Origin of the sequence: Algibacter sp. L1A34, assembly GCF_009796805.1 — a bacterium.
Lineage (GTDB): Bacteria > Bacteroidota > Bacteroidia > Flavobacteriales > Flavobacteriaceae > Algibacter.
Map to the genome: position 1 here is coordinate 994,796 of NZ_CP047029.1, position 19,866 is coordinate 1,014,661.

General features: G+C 33.9%; 11 protein-coding genes. All 11 read right to left on the reverse strand.

Annotation, left to right across the window (positions count from 1 at the left end; translation table 11 throughout):
* Positions 1–83 precede the first annotated feature (83 nt).
* Positions 84–7,313 (reverse strand): cell surface protein SprA, encoded by a 7,230-nt coding sequence (sprA, locus tag GQR97_RS04380; protein WP_233267601.1) that lies wholly within the window; start codon positions 7,311–7,313, stop codon positions 84–86.
* 6 nt (positions 7,314–7,319) lie between these two features.
* Entirely contained in the window at positions 7,320–7,901 is a 582-nt protein-coding gene (gene ruvA / locus GQR97_RS04385; protein ID WP_158845806.1) for a Holliday junction branch migration protein RuvA, read from the reverse strand.
* A 40-nt stretch (positions 7,902–7,941) separates the two neighbouring features.
* The gene (locus tag GQR97_RS04390; RefSeq protein WP_158845808.1) at positions 7,942–10,233 is read right to left on the reverse strand and encodes an NADP-dependent malic enzyme; all 2,292 of its coding nucleotides are present in this window, start codon (positions 10,231–10,233) and stop codon (positions 7,942–7,944) included.
* Between the two features lie 262 nt (positions 10,234–10,495).
* A complete protein-coding gene (locus GQR97_RS04395) occupies positions 10,496–11,401 on the reverse strand; it encodes a hypothetical protein (protein ID WP_158845811.1) in 906 nt (301 codons plus the stop codon).
* A 99-nt stretch (positions 11,402–11,500) separates the two neighbouring features.
* A complete protein-coding gene (locus GQR97_RS04400; protein WP_158845813.1) occupies positions 11,501–12,703 on the reverse strand; it encodes a sensor histidine kinase in 1,203 nt (400 codons plus the stop codon).
* 159 nt (positions 12,704–12,862) lie between these two features.
* Positions 12,863–13,783 (reverse strand): tRNA epoxyqueuosine(34) reductase QueG, encoded by a 921-nt coding sequence (gene queG / locus GQR97_RS04405; RefSeq protein ID WP_158845816.1) that lies wholly within the window; start codon positions 13,781–13,783, stop codon positions 12,863–12,865.
* A gap of 21 nt (positions 13,784–13,804) precedes the next feature.
* Entirely contained in the window at positions 13,805–14,827 is a 1,023-nt protein-coding gene (gene ruvB, locus GQR97_RS04410; RefSeq protein WP_158845818.1) for a Holliday junction branch migration DNA helicase RuvB, read from the reverse strand.
* 154 nt (positions 14,828–14,981) lie between these two features.
* Positions 14,982–16,775 carry a cbb3-type cytochrome c oxidase subunit I gene (locus GQR97_RS04415; protein WP_158845821.1) on the reverse strand — a complete coding sequence of 598 codons (1,794 nt, stop codon included), beginning with the start codon at positions 16,773–16,775 and terminating at the stop codon, positions 14,982–14,984.
* A gap of 27 nt (positions 16,776–16,802) precedes the next feature.
* Positions 16,803–17,870, reverse strand: a complete 1,068-nt coding sequence (locus GQR97_RS04420) for a cytochrome c oxidase subunit II (protein WP_158845823.1) — start codon at positions 17,868–17,870, stop codon at positions 16,803–16,805.
* Positions 17,871–17,900: 30 nt separating this feature from the next.
* Positions 17,901–19,286: a quinol:cytochrome C oxidoreductase gene (locus tag GQR97_RS04425; RefSeq protein WP_158845825.1), complete on the reverse strand. Its 1,386-nt coding sequence runs from the start codon at positions 19,284–19,286 to the stop codon at positions 17,901–17,903.
* Between the two features lie 22 nt (positions 19,287–19,308).
* Complete coding sequence (locus tag GQR97_RS04430) at positions 19,309–19,860, reverse strand: c-type cytochrome (RefSeq protein ID WP_158845827.1); 552 nt, start codon at positions 19,858–19,860, stop codon at positions 19,309–19,311.
* Between the last annotated feature and the right edge of the window lie 6 nt (positions 19,861–19,866).

Genomic DNA, 19,866 nt, shown 5'->3' on the forward strand with positions numbered 1-19,866 from the left:
AAATACTATTAATTTGTAAAACTGATTCATTTAAGTTTTCACAAATGTATTTATTCAATCTTGAATTTCAAATAGATTATTTATTAATTCCCAAAATTATATCTAATAGTAAATCCTGAACGAATAGTGGTTAATGGAAAAGCTGTAGAAATAGCATACTCGGAGAACGAATAATCGAAATAAAAGATACCCGTTAAGTTTTTACTAAAGGCATAATCTGCGGAATACTTCAATCCCCAAATGGTTTGCCCAGAGGTTACTTGATTGTTTTCAAGATCTAAATAGCGAATAATAGTTTTATTATCACGTACCGAGATATCGGCTTTCATATTTAAATCGCTAACAATACGTTTTTGCGGACCAGCCAACTTCGATCTAATTCTTAAATCTTTAATTCTATACCCCAGTCCTATAATGTATTCGTTACCTATTATCTCTGTCATTAAATTATTATCGAAACTTAATGATAGTAAACGGTCCTTTTTAATTTCAGCTAGAATTTTTACGGAATTTTTCATTTCCATATCGATTCGTATTAACGGACTAAACATTTCTGTTAAGTTAATGTTGCTAAATAGACGTTCGTTTTTATAATTCCCAGACTGATCCTTGGTATCATCAGGTTGATCGTCATAGGGTAAAGAGAAATCTACTTCATTATAATCTAAATTAGTTTGAAACTGATTTATAGTATAAGTTGAACGGTATCCATGTGTTAATGAGAAACGCTTGAAACGCTTTTTAAACCATGCCATTTTCATGAAACCAGAATATTTTAAATCCCAGTTTGGTATTGGCACATTTCTAAACGCACTCATGTTTACTTTATTAGCATCTGTACCTGTGTAAGCAGCTAAAAACGCTGGTAATAAAACATTCTGATTGTTTTTACCGAATCCTTTTGGATAACCATCATCGTCTAAATCGTTAACATCTGCACCATTTTGAGCGGCTAAACGACGAGCTATAGTAAGTCTGTTACTTCTAAAATCGTTAAACGCATCAGATACCGTTTCATCACTTTTACTAAAAGCAGTTTTTATTAACAATGTTGAAATATTAAAATTCCCAAACGTATTTGGTGTTAACCCAACATATTGATTATCGTTATTAACATCCACTCTATAATTTTCTGTGAAGTTTTTATAGTAAGTTCTATTAGCAACAATATCAATTTTTAAATCTTTTACAGGTTCTAAACTTGCAGACACATCTAGTTGTTTTGTATTGGTAGATGTAAATTGTTGATTAAAATCTTGATACAAAGTAAGCCAACCATTACGCGCAGCTAAGCTTCTAATATCGCTTTGACTACCAAAAGTATACCCAAAAGAAGGTTTAAGCGTTCCTAGAAAACCAGGTGTTTGCGTATAACCTGGTAAGTAAGTCCCGTTGTTTTCAGAATAATTAAATTGAATTCTTTTAACCGATGTTAATATATCTATACCAGCGTTTAATAATTTGGTGCTAGATTGACTTTTAACCTTAGATTGTTTTTTATCTTTTCCAGAGGTTTTAGAACCTGGAGGCCCAGCCGTTCTAGTCCGTATACGCCTAATTGGTTTTTTAACCAAACCAATATATTTATACAGCTTATTCATATCTAAAGATGTATTAATATTGTGCGTATTGGCATTCTGTATGGTGTTTCCTAGATCGTAAGTTTCACCATCTAGTTCTAAATTACCATATAAATCCGATCCTTTTTGCCATTGAAAATTACCCGTGTACTGGTAAGTAGCATTAACAAAACTAAAGGTTGGAATTTTATTAATAGGCAATTGATAAGTAACTCCAATATTTTGCATTTGCCTATTAGGATCTCCAAAATCTAAAAAGCCATCCCAAACATCGAGTGTAGGATCTTGCTCGCCATTAATAATATTGTCTTTAAAATAATTACGAACAATGTTATTATTAGAAGCCGTAAAATTAAATTGAAGCGACTCGGTTAAATTATAATTTATGGTATACTGAAAATCGAAAGTATAATTTCTTCTAAATAATTCTTCAATTTCAATATTAGAACTTCCTGACAAATCGGAATCTCTAAATTTTTGTCTATTAAACTGACGGTTTAAATCTGTATTTACAGTGAAACTTGTCGGCAGTAAATTCAAGTTAAAATCTTTTAATATTTTCCAATACTTACCAGTGAATAATGAATCGTTCTTTTTAAAAGGCTGAATAGTAACTGGATTGAAGTTGTGCGCATAATTTGCACCAACACGCACCGTTTTATTAATCGATTTTTCTATTTCGAAATCACGATGTTCTACTTTGTTATAAGAATAGTTTAAAGTAACATTCTCAACATCATAGAATCTTGGTTTAGAATCACCTGTTCTATTTTTTCGTACACCAATTAAATTAATGCTTTGGCGTTTAGTATAATCTTCCGAAGTTTGTTTAATACGTTCCTTATCAGCGTTTGTTTCTGCTGCGTCTAGTCGTGAATCTAAAGTTAAATCTTCGTAATATTGATCGTATTTTGGCGTAATTAACTCTTCACTTTGTCCGTAATTAAATGGTACTTGAATCCCCCATTTTTTAGGTAATAACTGTCCCACGTTAACATTAGTAACAACATCGTACTGTTTAACATCTTCCAAACTACGTTGGCTTGGCCCTTGCTCAATAGATCCAAAACCAGATGTGCTTTGGCTTCCTGTAGCACTAATACTTGCAAAATCGGCAAAGTTAGTATCCATACTAACTACAGCTGCCCAGCCACCTTCGTTATCCATATCGGATAAACGCATTTCGTTAAACCAAACTGCACCACAAACATCGCCTTTATCTTGAGAAACATTTTTAACCCCAACCATAAGGGTTCTAATGTCTCCAAAATTAGGATTTCCTTTAATTCCTACACGATGGATGCCTGAAGTATAACCTGTAAACTCATCACTTACTATACTAAGTTCATCATTTATAATATCATAAAATGTTGGATCTTCATTCGACAAAGTCATATCTGAAACTCCTTGGGCTTTAACCTTTCCTAAAATTTCAATAGGAATATTAATTTCATTAACCGTTGGCCACAACCCTTCTCTTGTAGTAGACTGCGAAACTTGTAATGGTATTTCTATTTGATAGTAATTCTCGGTTAAATCATTACCCATTCTAATAAAACCAACGAGTTCTTCATCATTTAAATTACCAGAATCGTCATCATCGGCATGCATAAACATTCTTAAACGTTTATACTGGCGCATATCGAAACTCACATTTTTATAAACTCCTCTTGAGTCTTCTGCTTCTAAATCACAAGCTTTAAGCACCAAAGACTGTTCGTTTTGCTCAACTACCGTATTGTTATTATAAAGTTCTTCAGGTTCAATTCCCGGAGGTCTCTCGTAACTTCCATCGTTTTCAATAGTACCAATAATTTCAACAGAAAAATCAGTATCCGCATCGTATGGAATATCGTTATTCAAGGTCTGTGTATATCGGCGCCAATCACTTCTAACCAAATCTAACGTACCAAAACGGAAAACCGTAGGTTGCACAAAGTCCTTTAAATAAATTCTAGAAAAACGTACAGAACGTAAGTCACTAATACCACCAATTGCGACACGATCTTTTCCCTCAACAGGGATTCTAAGTTGATACCATCTTACCATAGGAGTCTCACCATTTGGAAGTGTACGCTCTTGTTCTTTAAAATCTCTTAAATATTCCTTTAAAGGATTACTATCAGGAATATTATCAAAATTCGCACGACTTGTTGGTAAATATTGTGGTTGAATATCTAATTCATATTCATAATAACTATCAATCGTGTTCATGGTATTATCACGGTTAATATCTTCTACATCAGGTTGTGTATTTGCACCACGGTCTGTATCGCTAAAAGAATCGGGAGTATTACCTTCAACACCATTATATTTTTTATAACGATCGAAAATATCACCTTCAGCATTTAAAAAATACTCGTAATTATCATTTGCAGGATCATCCAAGCCACTATAGTTACTGTAAATAGCAGTAAGCTCAGGATCATCATCAATTACTGGTGTTTCTCCAGAATCGGGATACCCATCGTAACCAACATCTTGATTAGTACGCTCGTCTCCCGTAGAATCGAATGCATAAATTAAAGATTGGTTTTGAGGCACAACCGTTCCCCAAGCTGTTTTTTGAAGCAAATCGATATTACCATCATCAGGCAATCCGTTTTCATATAACTTTCTACCATCTTTTATAATATCTTCCGAGATATTTCCTAAGTTAAAAACTAGTTTACCACCTGGATTAGTTTGATTTTCTTGAAACGGATCTTGCAACCAAAACTCGATATACTCTACGTTTTGCTGCTCAAAATCTGTTGAAGTTAACTGGCGCGTAATACCTGCCCAACTATCTCTAGCTTCTGTATTATCAATACCGTCTGCAGCTGCAGGATCGTAATTATAAGGACCACGTTCTTGTGGGTAATATGCTAAATCTAACGTGTAAATTACAGAATTTTGACCTTGAACTAAATCTCGATCTGGAAACAACTCGTTAATAAAAACACGACTTGTATAAAGACTAGACATATCCTCATCTGTAATTTCGCCTGGTCTTTGGCTTGTATAAAAAATAGGATCTATAGAATACCAATTTAACATGGCACGCTGGTAGCCGTTTTGGATTCCATTATCATCTTCATTACCATTAGTAGGTGTGTTTAAACCAATAGGTCTACTAGATAAAAACCAAGATTGCTGCGAACGTAAATCGATTGCGTTTTGCGAACCTTCAAAATCGTCTATATAAGATGTTGCCTCACCATCTAAGTCCGTTCCGCTAGGAGAACCTGGTAGTAAATAAGCAACTTCACCACGAACAGAAAAGTTAGATTCTGCATCGGTATCTATATTCGGTAATTTATTTACCAAGCGTGTTAAAAACGGAACTTTAGTTGCATAATTCCCGTTAAAGCCAATAATAGTATTGTTTATGGGTTCGGTACCATAATTTGCTTTTTGAGTAATTGGTCGTTCATTTAAATTTAAAAATGTTCCGCCTAATACAAAATTCTCATTAAACTTATGTTCTACATTAATTCCAGTGAAACGCTTAGTTTGCTGACCAAAAACAGCATTATTTTCTGTTGAAACTTCAATAGGTGTGTTTGAAGCTTTTAAAGATTCATCTAAAATCTGAACTTGCCCTAATTGATAATTTACAGTATAATCTATTCCTTCAACTAAAACACGACCACCTGCGGTAACTCTTACCGAACCTGGTGAAAGATTAAAGCCACCAATAGAAATACCATCACCACCCGATGATTTATAACGTCCTTTTAGTTTGAATTTATTCTTTTCGCTCTCGTCTAAAGCTTTTGTTTTTGTACTTTTATACAGTACATCGTAAACATATTTTTCTTGATTTTCGTTGTATGATGTATCATTTTCATAATCACCACCACCTAAAACATCAAATAAATATTCTCCAAAAGGTTCTGCATTCGGGAAAATAATTTGTCCGTTTTGAGAAAGTACTGTAATCCCTTCTACATAATCGAAAAAACCATCACCACTTGTTTGCGGATCGTTATTATAATTTAACTTATCTAAATTAAAAACACGCAAAAGCGGTTGCTCTTCTAAAGGTTTCTCTCCAGGTAATGGATCTGGAAAATCGGTTGTACCAACTGGTGTAATGTAATTTAAAGGTGAAGCTTCATTATAAAAAATATTCAATTTAAAATCTTCCGAACTTAAATTGTAAGCACCTGTATCGTAGATATTTTTCATCATTAAATCCCAGATAGGAAGATCGACATTGGTAATACTACTTTTTAATAATTTCACAACTAAATTGCTATTTACAACTTGGGTGACATCACCATTCGTATTTGTTGTTACATCGGTTGCGCTAACACCATCGTTAGCAAATTCCCCTACTTGATATACCTCACCACCTATGGTATATTGAAAGGCAACAGCTAATACTTCATCACTATTTAAACGTTGATTTAATGAAATATAACCTAATTCAGAATTTAAATTATATTCCTGACCACTCGTTAATTTTCGAGCATTTTCAAGAGTTGCATAATCAAAACCTTCATTAGTACCCGATACTTCTATACCAGATTTTATAGTTGCTACATCTCTAATACTTGTATTTAATTGAGAGGTTGGACCAACCACATTTATTTTAGTTGGATCGAATGCATTATTATCATTTTTAGGAAGTGCACCAAGGCCACCGAAAACATTAACAGCAGAATAGACCTTATCACTTTCTCCTAAATCCTGAAGTGCAACAATGTTTCTAACGTTTTCTGTTCTATTACTTCTGTTAGTAATCCAAACTTCAATTCTTGTAATTTGTAATCCTTTTGTATCTAAATATGGGTAAGTTTTTAAAGCTTTATCGTAATTATCTCTAAAATATTGTGCTAAAAAGAAATGTCGGTTTTCATCATAATCTCGAATAAACAACTCAAAATCCTCAAGAGTTCCACCGCCTTGTGCAACCACCGTATTAGATTCCGATCGTTGTTCCGAGAAAACACCAGTTATAGTTGTTTTACCAAATTGTAATTGGGCTTTTACACCAAATAAACTTTGAGCACCTGTTATTAAAGAACTATTTAGCGGCATACTTACATTACCAACTTCTATTTTCTGAATAATATCATCCTCGGTTGGAGTATACTCTAATTTTATAAGGTTTTGAAAATCGAACGTAGATTGTGTATCATAATTTGCATTAATCTGAAGTCTTGTACCTACCTTTCCTAAAAGGCTTAAACTGATACGTTGATCAAAATCAAACGTGAAATTACTTCTATTTCTTGGTGAAAAAGTGGGATTATCTTGTTTTGAAAATAAAACACCCAAATCCATTTCTACAGAACCTTGCGGGATTACTTCTATGGTACTACCGCCAAAGATAGATTCAAATAAATCGGAATTCACATAAAACTCTGGTAATAGATTTTTTTGAGCATCATCAGAACCATCCTTTTTACCAGAAAAAGCATCAACTTTTTCTTTATAATAACTACTTAAATTTTGTTTTGAAACCAAAGCATAATACTCCTTTGGTGTTAAAATTACAGGATAATTAATATTGAATTGCCCTATTTTTTCGGTATAAATATAACGATCGGTTAATGGATCATAGGTGTATTTAGACTCAATACTGTTAGGTCGTGATGTTTTTATTTCACCTTGCTGATACCCTTTTTTTACTGAATCCTGTTCCTTTTCCTGTCCCCAAGATGCTATTGAAAAACACACCATGGACACCAAAAAAGCGACATGTTTTATTGATTTAAAAAAATAAAGATTAGTTCTCTTCAAAATGTACTATAATTTTTTTAGGGCTTGTTTTATAATAGATTCTACCGAGGCATCGGGTTCGGCTATTACAATTTTATCCACAACACGTTCTGCTTGTTTTTTAACAAAGCCAAGCACTTCTAAAGCAGATAACGCTTCATCCTTATTCGTATTGCCTTTAGAAACAGAAACTTCGTCTATATCGTATATCTTCAAAACTTTATCTTTCAAATCGAGTATAACGCGCTGCGCTGTTTTTGCTCCAATCCCTTTTATGGATTGAATAAGCGCAACATCTCCTGTCGCAATACCTTCTCGCACCTGCTTTGGCGTTAATGAAGACAGCATGGTACGCGCAATGCTTGCACCAATACCACTAACCGACAATAACAGCCTAAACATTTCCCGCTCGGCAACCGAAGAAAAACCATATAATGTATGTGAATCTTCTTTCACCTGAAGGTGTGTAAACAGTTTTAAAAACTCTCCGTCTGGGATTTGAGAGAATGTATGTAATGAAATATTTAGCATATAACCAACACCGTTGCAATCTATTACAACATGTGTTGGGTTTTTTTCTACTAATTTTCCTTGAATGTGTGTTATCATAGCACGTTATTGGTTCACTTTCAAATGTAATAAAATTATTTTAGCCAGCGTGTTCAACGCCACCCTTCTCTTTATTCTGAGCATCAATTACAGCAATAGCAGCCATATTAACAATTTCATCAACATTTGCTCCAAGTTGAAGAATATGCACAGGTTTACACATACCCATCATAATTGGTCCAATAGATTCAGCTTCATTTAATCCTTTTAATAATTTATAAGTGATATTTGCTGAGTCTAAATTTGGAAAAATTAAAGTATTCACTTTTTTACCAACTAATTTAGAAAACGGGAATTTTTCACGAAGTAACTTATCATTTAAAGCAAAATCGGTTTGCAATTCACCATCAACAACCATTTCCGGATAGTTTCTATGTAAAATTGAAACAGCTTCTCTAACTTTTGATGCACGATCATTAATAGATGATCCAAAATTTGAATACGACACCATAGCCATAGCAGGTTCTAGACCAAACATTTGAACCACTTTGGATGTCATTTGAGCAATTTTAGCTAAATCTTTTGCTGATGGATCGATATTTATAGAAGTATCACTTAAAAATAGCGGACCACGTTTCGTCATCATTAAATTGGTAGTTGCCGCACGAGAAACACCTTTATCTAAACCAATTAACTCTAACATCGGTTTTATTACTGTTGGATAATTTCTAGAATATCCAGAAATTAAACCGTCTGCATCACCTTCGTTAACCATCATGGCAGCAAAGTAATTACGCTCACGCATTAAACGCTGCGCGGAATATAGAGTTACACCGCGACGCTTACGCTGTTCCCAATATACTTTAGCATATTTGTTTTTACGCTCGTTCTCTTCTTCTTCTTTTGGATCGATGATTAAAATATCGTCATAAAACTCAATTTCTTTCATTAACGATAATATGGTTTCTCTTCTTCCTAATAAAATAGGAATAGCAATACCTTCATCATGTACAATTTGCGCTGCTTTTAAAACATCTAAGTGATCGGCTTCTGCAAAAACAATACGTTTTGGTGCTAGTTTAGCTCTGTTTAATAGTAAACGAACTAATTTATTATCCGACCCTAAACGTTGTAACAAACTATCTTTATAACGTTCCCAATCTGTAATGGGTTGTTTTGCTACACCGCTTTCCATCGCTGCTTTTGCAACTGCTGGTGGCACTTCGGCAATTAAACGTGGATCGAATGGTTTCGGAATAATATACTCTTTACCAAAAGTTAAACGTGTTTCGCCATAGGCAATATTTACTTGTTCTGGTACCGGTTCTTTAGCTAATTTAGCTAAGGCTCTTACCGCTGCCATTTTCATAGCTTCGTTAATTTTAGTAGCGCGAACATCTAAAGCCCCTCTAAATATAAAAGGAAATCCTAACACATTATTAACCTGATTAGGATGATCACTACGGCCAGTTGCCATAATAATATCTTTTCTTGTATCTACTGCTAACTGGTATTTAATTTCAGGATCTGGGTTGGCCATAGCAAAAACAATTGGGTTTTTAGCCATCACCAAAAGCATCTCTGGAGATACAATATCCGCCTTAGACAAACCGATGAATACATCGGCATCTTCCATGGCTTCAAGTAAAGTATCAATTTTTCTGTGAGTTGCAAATTCTGATTTTTCATCAGAAAGATTTTCTCTATCATTACGGATAACACCTTTACTGTCTAGCATCACCATATTTTCGCGTTTTGCACCACAAGCTTGGTACATACGAGAACATGAAATAGCTGCGGCTCCGGCTCCACTCACCACTATTTTTACTTCTTCTAGTTTCTTTCCAGCTATTTCAACGGCATTTATTAGGGCTGCTGCCGAAATAATTGCAGTTCCGTGCTGATCGTCGTGCATTACAGGAATATCTAATTCTTCCTTTAAACGACGTTCAATTTCAAAAGCCTCTGGTGCTTTTATATCTTCAAGATTAATTCCACCGAAAGTTGGTGCTATATTTTTTACTGTTTCTATAAAAGCATCTACATTTTCAGTGTCAACTTCAATATCAAACACATCAATATCTGCAAAAATTTTGAATAGTAAACCTTTACCTTCCATTACGGGTTTTGAAGCTTCAGGACCAATATTTCCTAATCCTAAAACGGCCGTTCCATTAGATATTACAGCTACTAAATTCCCCTTAGCTGTATATTTATAAGCTGCTTCCTTATCTTTTTCAATTTCTAAACAAGGTGCTGCAACACCTGGTGAATAAGCTAAAGATAAATCGCGTTGGGTGGCATATTTTTTTGTTGGAACAACTTCTATTTTACCTGGAGTTGGTTTTGCGTGATAAATAAGGGCTTCTCTACGCTTGCTTTCTTCACTCATATAGACGGATATTTAATTAATGGTTAGCATTTTATGCTTTAAAATCAATTCAATTAATTTGAAATAATCTCATAACTTAAAACGCTCTACTTCTAACCAACAAATATAAGAATCCTGCCATGTAAACTGCTATTCTTTTAAAGAATTGATTTTTATTTTCCTCTTCATATTTATTCTTTTTTTAAGTTCATTATTAAAAACAAAAAAGCCTTAGTTATCAATTAGTGACAACTAAGGCTTTTTAATACTATTTGTTGTTGAATTATTTATTCAACACTTCTGCTCCTTCTGGTTTAGAAAAGAAATTATCTTCTACAGTTGGAGAAAAACTAATATCGCTAACATCTATTTTAGTGATATACTCACCTAACCCATCTTTATCAGATGTAGACCAGTATGTTTTAAACCCAGTTGCAAATACAATACCATTTACAGTAGTAGTACCTTGAGTTACTGTAATTTTTTCTGGAGCATGACCTCCGTTTGGAAAATACTGCGGATAAGACACAATATATTTAAAAGCATCTACCAAGTTTGTTTCTGCATTTATATACAAAATATAGTAATCATCCGGTGCAGCTCCAATACCAGCATCATAAGTTGCTTTTAGAACTTTTTGAGTAGCGCCTTGAAATTCTTGTTCTGGTAGTAATTCAAGATTTACACCTTCGCCATCTAAAACAAACGGCTGACCAGAAAAATATAAAGGAGTTAAAGCCCAAAACTGCGTATCGTAAGCAAATGAAGTGCTATCCTTAGCCTTTAACCAAGCTTCTTTACCATCCCAACCATAAATAGATGTTGGATCTTGAATGCTATTATGTCTTGCTTTATTGTTCCAAGTATCAATAGTTTGATAAGAATCTCTAACACCTTTACCATTTAATGGTTGGTAATTAAAATGAAAGGAAAGGTACCCGTTTGAGAACCATTTATCTAATCCGCCATGAGCTTCCATAGCGCTCCAAAGCACTTTACCTGCTTCTGTAGCATTAAGTTTTTTATTTGCAGCTTCTACTCTTTTTTCTACCCAAGACGCTGGAATATCATATTTTGCTTCAGCATTCTCAACCTTTTCACTAGCAACGGCTTCTACTTTATTTGTTTGCTTACAAGCAACAATAGTTAATACTAAAAATAAACCTAGAAGTTTATAAGATGTTCTCATTGTATTATTTTCTTTTATTGATTAATCTATTTTAGTCGAAACTAAATCCTGAACATTTCAAAAAAATATTATTTCTTTAGAAAATATTAAAGCTTACTCCTATTTCTTTATCGAAAAATTAAATGTAGCGCCTTGTCCTAATTCCGAAGTTACACTTATTTTTCCACCTAGTTTTTTAACTATCTTTTTTACTGTAGCTAAGCCAATACCATGTCCGGCTTGACCAAATTTATCTTGATCGGCTACTTTTGCAAATAGTTTAAATATTTTAGATTGATTACTTGGGGCAATACCTGGCCCATTATCTTTTATAAAAAACTGATAATGTGTATCTGTTTCTTCCACATTCATTTCAATAAGCACATCATCTTTATCGCTATACTTAATAGCGTTACTCACTAAATTCATTAGAATATGATGAATAGCTGTTTTGTTAACATGCACAGTCTCTAAAGATGACTTTAAAACCATTTTTACACGATGATCCGAATTAAATAACTGAGCAATTTCAGTAGTCAATTCTTGTAAATTAATGGTAGATTTCTTTTCTTTTAAAAGACCATCACTTCTACTATAATTAAGCAATCCATCAACTAAACCACGAAGACTATCTGCAGAACTTAGAATTAACTCTAAAAGTTTTAAGCCTTCTGCGTCAATCTTCAGCTTGTAATCCTCAATAAATATTTCTGCTAAACTAGAAATATTGATTAAAGGGGATTTTAAATCGTGAGCAGCGATGTATGCAAAACGTTCTAATTCATGATTCTTCTCCTCTAAATCCTTAAGTGTTTTTTCTAATAAAAATTTGTTTTTTCGAAGCTCTAACAAATTCATAACCTGGTTTGAAAGCGCAGACAATGATTTTATTTGTCCTTCATTTAAAACATTTGGTTTATGGTCCATAACGCATAAAGTCCCTAATGGCAATCCATTTTTACTAGTAAGTTGTGCACCCGCATAAAAAATAGCATTGGAATCTCCCGTTACTAAAGGGTTATCATGAAATCGAAAATCTTCTCGAGTGTCGGGAACAATAAAAACTCCATCGGTATTATTTATAGCATGAGCACAAAAAGACTGTTCTTTTGGGGTTTCAGTAGTATCTATTCCATGATGCGATTTAAACCATTGGCGTTTGTTATCTAGTAGACTAATTAAAGCAATTGGAGTACCACAAATTTCGGCAGCAATGGCCGTAATATTGTCATAATCTATTTCCGGAAGCGTATCTAATATATTATAAGACTCCAGGTTTTTAAGTCTTTCAGCTTCATTTTCTGGTATATCTGGGGTAACCATAATAATTAAATTTAAGATTATAGCAAATTACTTTATATCGATTAAATAATCCCACAATAAATTGTTAAAGTTAACTACACAACCATCACCAACTTATTAAAACCCTTCAATTTAGAAAGTCTAAAAAGGATATATAATACGGGTTATCTTTCTTATAAGCTATTTTAAAAAATTGATGTTTCTTTTTAACCCAGTAAATTTAGTGCGTTTAACAGCAGATTTTTGAAACACTTTTTTAAAGGTGTCTTCAGTAATTTCTTCCCAGTCTTTTTTAGTCATTGAAAGTAATTCTGGATGCGGATTGAATAACGGTTCATTATGTGCTTTAGAAAATCTATTCCATGGACAAACATCTTGGCAAACATCACAACCAAACATCCAATCGTCCATTTTTCCTTTAAATGAATTAGGAAGATTTTCTTTTAATTCAATGGTTAAATATGAAATACATTTACTCCCATCTACAACAAAAGGATCTACAATGGCCTCTGTAGGGCAAGCATCAATACAAGCCGTGCAGCTACCACAATGGTCGGTAGTGGCAGAATCGTACTCCAACTCTAAATCAATAATAAGTTCTGCTATAAAATAGAACGAGCCAACTTGCTGCGTTATTAAATTACTATGCTTCCCTATCCAACCCAAACCCGACTTAGCTGCCCAAGCCTTATCTAGAACTGGTGCAGAATCTACAAAAGCACGGCCACTAACCTCTCCTATTTCATCTTGAACAAAATGTAAAAGGCGTTTTAATTTATCTTTTATGATATGATGATAATCATTTCCGTATGCGTATTTACTCAATTTAGGAGCATCGAGATTTTGCTGAACTTCAGAAGGAAAGTAATTCAATAATAACGAAACTACACTTTTTGAATCTTCAACAAGTAAGGTTGGGTTTAAGCGTTTATCGAAATGATTTTCCATGTAACGCATTTCACCGTTCATGTTTTTATTTAAATAATTCTCTAACCTTGGTGCTTCTTCCTCTAAAAACTGAGCTTTACTAATACCACAAGATAAAAAACCGAGGCGTTTGGCTTCGGTTTTTATTAGTTTTGTATAGTCCGTTTTATTCACGTAAAATATTTAAGATAAAGCTTAAAATAAACCGCCTTGAGTAGGTCCCTTTACACGATCCAAATGTTTATATGCCGCTTCGGTAACTTCTCGACCACGAGGTGTGCGCATAATAAAACCTTGTTGAATAAGAAATGGCTCGTAAACTTCTTCAATGGTTTCTGTACTTTCACTTACTGCTGTTGCAATAGTAGAAATCCCAACAGGTCCACCTTTGAATTTATCAATAATAGTAGTAAGTATTTTATTATCCATTTCATCCAATCCATGTGCATCCACATGCAAAGCTTCTAAAGCATATTTAGCAATAGCTATATCAATACTTCCATTGCCTTTTATTTGAGCAAAATCACGTACACGACGCAATAATGCATTGGCAATTCTAGGTGTACCTCTACTACGGCTAGCGATTTCAATAGCAGATTCCATTGAAATAGGTACATCCAAAATACTTGCACTTCTTTCAACAATTGTAGTGAGCAAATCTGTTTTATAATATTGTAACCTACTTTGAATACCGAAACGAGCACGCATAGGTGCCGTAAGTAAACCAGATCGTGTTGTAGCACCAACCAATGTAAACGGATTTAAGTTAAGCTGAACCGACCGTGCATTTGGTCCAGTTTCAATCATAATATCAATTTTATAGTCTTCCATAGCTGAATATAAATATTCCTCAACTATAGGACTTAATCGATGTATTTCATCAATGAACAGTACGTCACGCTCATCCAAATTAGTTAACAATCCAGCTAAATCACCTGGTTTATCTAAAACAGGACCAGATGTTATTTTGATACCAACATTCAACTCATTTGCCAAAATATTAGCCAAAGTCGTTTTTCCTAGTCCAGGAGGTCCATGAAACAAAGTGTGATCTAAAGCTTCTCCTCTAAGGTTAGCCGCTTCTACAAATATTTTAAGGTTTTCTAAAACCTGATCCTGCCCTGTAAAATCATCAAATGACAAGGGTCTTAATTGTTTTTCGACATCGAATTCTTCAGGGGAAAAATGTGCATCGCTAGGATCTAAATTTTCATTCATTTGTAAATAGTATATATTTTTAAGATACTGAAAGAGTTCTAAATGTGATTAGAACAATATAGCAAATATAAAGAAAAAGCCTCTCCAAATTGGAAAGGCCTTTTTATATATCTTAATTTATCTTTTAAAAGATGCCTTTATTAAAGGCTTAATTTTAGTGTTGTAATTCCTCTTCACCATCCATTAAAGGAATATTCTGAGGCACAAAATCTACATCATGACCAGGTTTACTGTAATCATAAGCCCAACGGTGTACATGAGGAATTTCTCCTGGCCAATTTCCGTGAATATGCTCCACTGGAGTTGTCCACTCCAAAGTAGTTGCTTTCCATGGATTTTGAACTGCTTTCTTTCCGTAGTACATACTCGTAAAGAAGTTGTATAAATAAATAATTTGAACCACACCACCAACTAAAGCGAAAAGTGTAATAACCACATTTACATTGGCTAAATCATCAAACAACGGGAAATTAGAGTTTGTATAATAACGACGTGGTAAACCAGCCATTCCTATAAAGTGCATTGGAAAAAATACGCCATAAGCACAAACTGCAGTAATCCAGAAGTGGATATACCCTAAATTCTTGTTCATCATACGACCGTACATCTTTGGATACCAATGATAAATACCAGCAAACATACCATAAAGTGCAGATATACCCATTACCAAGTGAAAGTGAGCTACCACAAAATACGTATCGTGAACATTAATATCTAAAGCACTATCTCCTAAAATAATACCTGTTAAACCACCAGTAATAAATGTTGACACAAAACCGATAGAAAATAACATAGCCGGATTCATCTGTAAATTACCTTTCCATAATGTTGTTATCCAGTTAAAGGCTTTAACCGCAGATGGAATAGCGATTAATAAGGTTGTGAAAGTAAACACCGAACCTAAGAATGGATTCATTCCTGAGATAAACATATGATGTCCCCATACAATTGTTGAAAGGAAAGCAATAGCTAAAATTGAAGCAATCATCGCACGGTAACCAAAAATAGGTTTACGCGAGTTAGATGCCATAATTTCTGACACTAATCCCATTGCAGGCAATATTACAATATATACCTCTGGGTGACCTAAAAACCAAAACAAGTGTTCGAATAATACCGGTGAACCACCTTGATAGTGTAGTACTTCACCTTGAATAAATATATCTGATAAGAAGAATGATGTTCCAAAACTTCTATCCATTATTAATAATAAACAAGCAGATAATAAAACTGGAAAAGAAATAATACCAATTACAGCTGTAATGAAAAATGCCCAAATAGTTAAAGGCAATCTTGTCATTGACATTCCTTTTGTACGTAAGTTAATTACGGTAACAACATAGTTTAGAGATCCTAATAATGAAGATGCAATAAAAATAGCCATAGCTACTAACCAAAGTGTCATTCCCATACCAGAACCACCTTGTGCCATTGGTAATGCACTTAATGGAGGGTATATTGTCCAACCTGCTGCTGCAGGGCCTGCTTCAACAAATAATGAACATACCATGATTATACTTGATAAGAAGAACAACCAATATGAAACCATATTTAAGAAACCCGATGCCATGTCTCTTGCACCAATTTGCAATGGAATTAACAAGTTACTAAACGTACCACTTAAACCAGCCGTCAATACAAAGAATACCATAATAGTACCATGAATTGTAACTATTGCCAAATAAATATCAGCATCCATAACACCATCTGGTGCCCATTTACCTAATAATGCCTCAAAAAGAACATTTGGCTCTTCTGGCCATGCGATTTGCATACGCATCATCATAGACATTAAAACCCCAATAACTCCCATAATAGTACCCGTAACTAGGTACTGCTTAGCAATCATTTTATGATCTTGACTAAATATATATTTAGTCACAAAGGTTTCTTTATGATGATGTCCGTGGTCGTCGTCGTGAGCGTGAGTATCTGCGTGTGCTGACATAATCTTATATCGTATTTATCTTTTTAATTAGTTAATTAGAGAGTTCTTGAATTGTTTTTGCTCTTTAATCCAAGCATCATATTCTTCTTGTGTTTCTACAATAATCTTCATTTGCATATTGTAGTGCGATTTTCCACAAATTTTATTACAAAGTAGTAGAAAGTCAAACTCGTAACGTTCTAAAGCTTCGTCTCCTTTAGCAATTAACGCCTTACTATTTTCAACTCTTATTTCATTTATATGTGCTACCTTCTCTTGAATTTGTTCAGTTAGACGCATATCTGCTGTAGTAATACTTGGTGTAAAACCAAACTGAGTAATCATCCCAGGAACACAATTCATTTGTGCTCTAAAGTGAGGCATATAAGCAGAGTGCAATACATCTTGAGAACGCATTTTAAACAACACTGGTTTTCCAACAGGTAAATGTAATTCAGTAGTAATAATATCATCCTGAGCATTAGGATCAGCTTCATCTAAACCTAAAATATTAGCTCTATCAATATCAATTAAACGCACATTTGCTTTTCCTAAAGTATTGTCTTCACCAGAATATCGAGCTTTCCAGTTAAACTGTTGTGCGTACAATTCAATTACTAAAGGGTCGTCACTTTCATCAACACTTGTAATGTTAATCCAAGTACTCAAACCGTAAATAATTAAACCAGCCAAAACAATTACCGGAATAATAGTCCAAATAAATTCTAACTTATTATTATCCGCAAAGAATAATGCTTTTCTTCCTTTTTCACCTTTATATTTAAAAGCGAAATAGTGCAGTAAAAACTGAGTAAGCGTCTGCACAACGAAAATAAGAATCATTGAAATAACCATAAGGTTATCAATAGTTGCTCCGTGTTCTGATGCCGCATTCGACATTAAAGGTAAATCGCCCCATTTTACAAAACATACAATTGTAATGATATAAATAAAGGCTAAAAAACCCATCATTAAATATGCATTCATTGCATTGTCTTTGTCAGTAGCAACGGCACTATTTTCGCCTTTAGCTTGAGCTAAATCAAAAATTTTAACCATTTGCCATATGGCAACTAAAATAAATACTAAAACTATAATTGTTAATAAAGCAGTCATTGGTATCGTTCGTCTTTATTTATTTCTTAATTAATAATGAAAATCTTCACTTTCTTTTCTAAAAGGATAACCTTTTACTAATAATGGCGCTTTTGTTAAAGCTGTGAACACCACAAATATGAATAGTCCTGCGAAAAGTAAAACAGAAGCTATTTCAGGAATTCCTATAAACCATCTATCTCCAACGGTTGCAGGCATAATCATATTGAAAATATCAATATAATGTCCGAATAGTATAACTAATCCAGCCATAACAACAAACCATGGTACACGCTTATAATCAGCATTCATTAATAGTAATAAAGGGAACACAAAATTCATAACCACCATACCTAAGAAAGGTAATTGATAATCTTGGAAACGTGTTACAAAATAAGTTACCTCTTCTGGAATGTTTGAATACCAGATTAACATAAATTGTGAGAACCATAAATATGTCCAAAAAATACTGAAAGCGAACATAAATTTGGCAACATCATGTAAATGATTTTCGTTTACAAATTCTAATACACCTTTAGATTTTAAGTAGATAGTAACTAATGCAATTACAGTAATTCCACTTACAAACATACTAGCAAATACATACCACCCGAATAAAGTTGAAAACCAGTGTGGATCTACACTCATAATCCAATCCCAAGACATAATAGACTCGGTGTATATAAAGAATACTAAAAATGCTGCTGAAATACGAAAAGATTTTTTAAAGTTACTTTTATCATCAGCAGTATCTTGAGCGATAGAGAATTTACGTGAAAAATGACGATATGCACTCCAACCTGCAATAAATATTAAACCTCTTACTGCAAACCATCCTGTGTTTAACCAACTAGATTTCCCAGCAATTAGCTTATCGAAGTGATGACTTTCTGGGTTTGTAACCTCAGGATTCATCCACATAAAGATATTATAGTGACCTATAGTACCAGAAGCGACTGCAATTGCAAGAACAATTAATGCTCCAGGAAGCAAGTAAGCCGTAATACCTTCCATAACTCTAAATAATACTGGCGACCATCCTGCCTGAGCAGCAATTTGAATAGCATAAAATGCTAAAACACCTAAAGCAATCATCATAAAGAAAAATGCAGCAACATATAAAGCAGACCAAGGTCTGTTTGCTATTTGGTGTTGTACATGTTCAATGTGTTCTTTATGAGCATCTACATGATGTTCTCCAGATTCTGCATGAGCAGATTCACCGTGAGCGTTTTCTTTTACATGTGCATCATGAGATGGTGCTGCATGTGCCGCCTCTTCTTCATGACCTCCACCGTGATGAGCTTCTTCTGCTAATAAGGTTTCAACCTCGTCAAAAGATAAATGAGATGTAAAAAAACCATAACCAACTCCTATTGCTCCTAAAAGCATTAGAATGAAAGAGAATGTCTTTAATTTATTTGAAAATGTGTACATATCTATAATAATCTTATCAATCTTACTTTTCTAAATCTGCCTTCAACGTTAAAACATAAGCAACAACTTGCCAACGTTCTTCTTCGTTTATTTGGTTAGCATACGATCCCATGGCGTTTTTACCATAATAAATAGTATGATAAATACTTCCAGCGGTAATAGCTCTACCAACATCATCATAACTCGGTATACCCAAGATCTTCTCACGCTTTACTAAGTTTCCTTGTCCGTTACCTTTAGTTCCATGACAGATTCCACAGTAAATATTGTATAACTCTTTTCCTCTTTCACTATCAATATCATCAGCACTAAGTGGACTAATTAAAGTTGCCTTTGCTAATTCATATCCAGCAGTAGAATTTTCAATATCAAAAGGTACATGACCTCTTGCTACAGAACCTTCAGCAGGTATTTGAGCCTCTACTCCATCTTTAAAAGCTGCTTCACCATAAGTTTCATAACCAGCAGACTCATACATGTTAGGCATAAACTGATAGTTAGGCGCTGTATCCTTTTTACAAGAAACAGCTACTAAAACAACTGCAATTACTAATATTTTAATTAAGCTTTTCATACTATA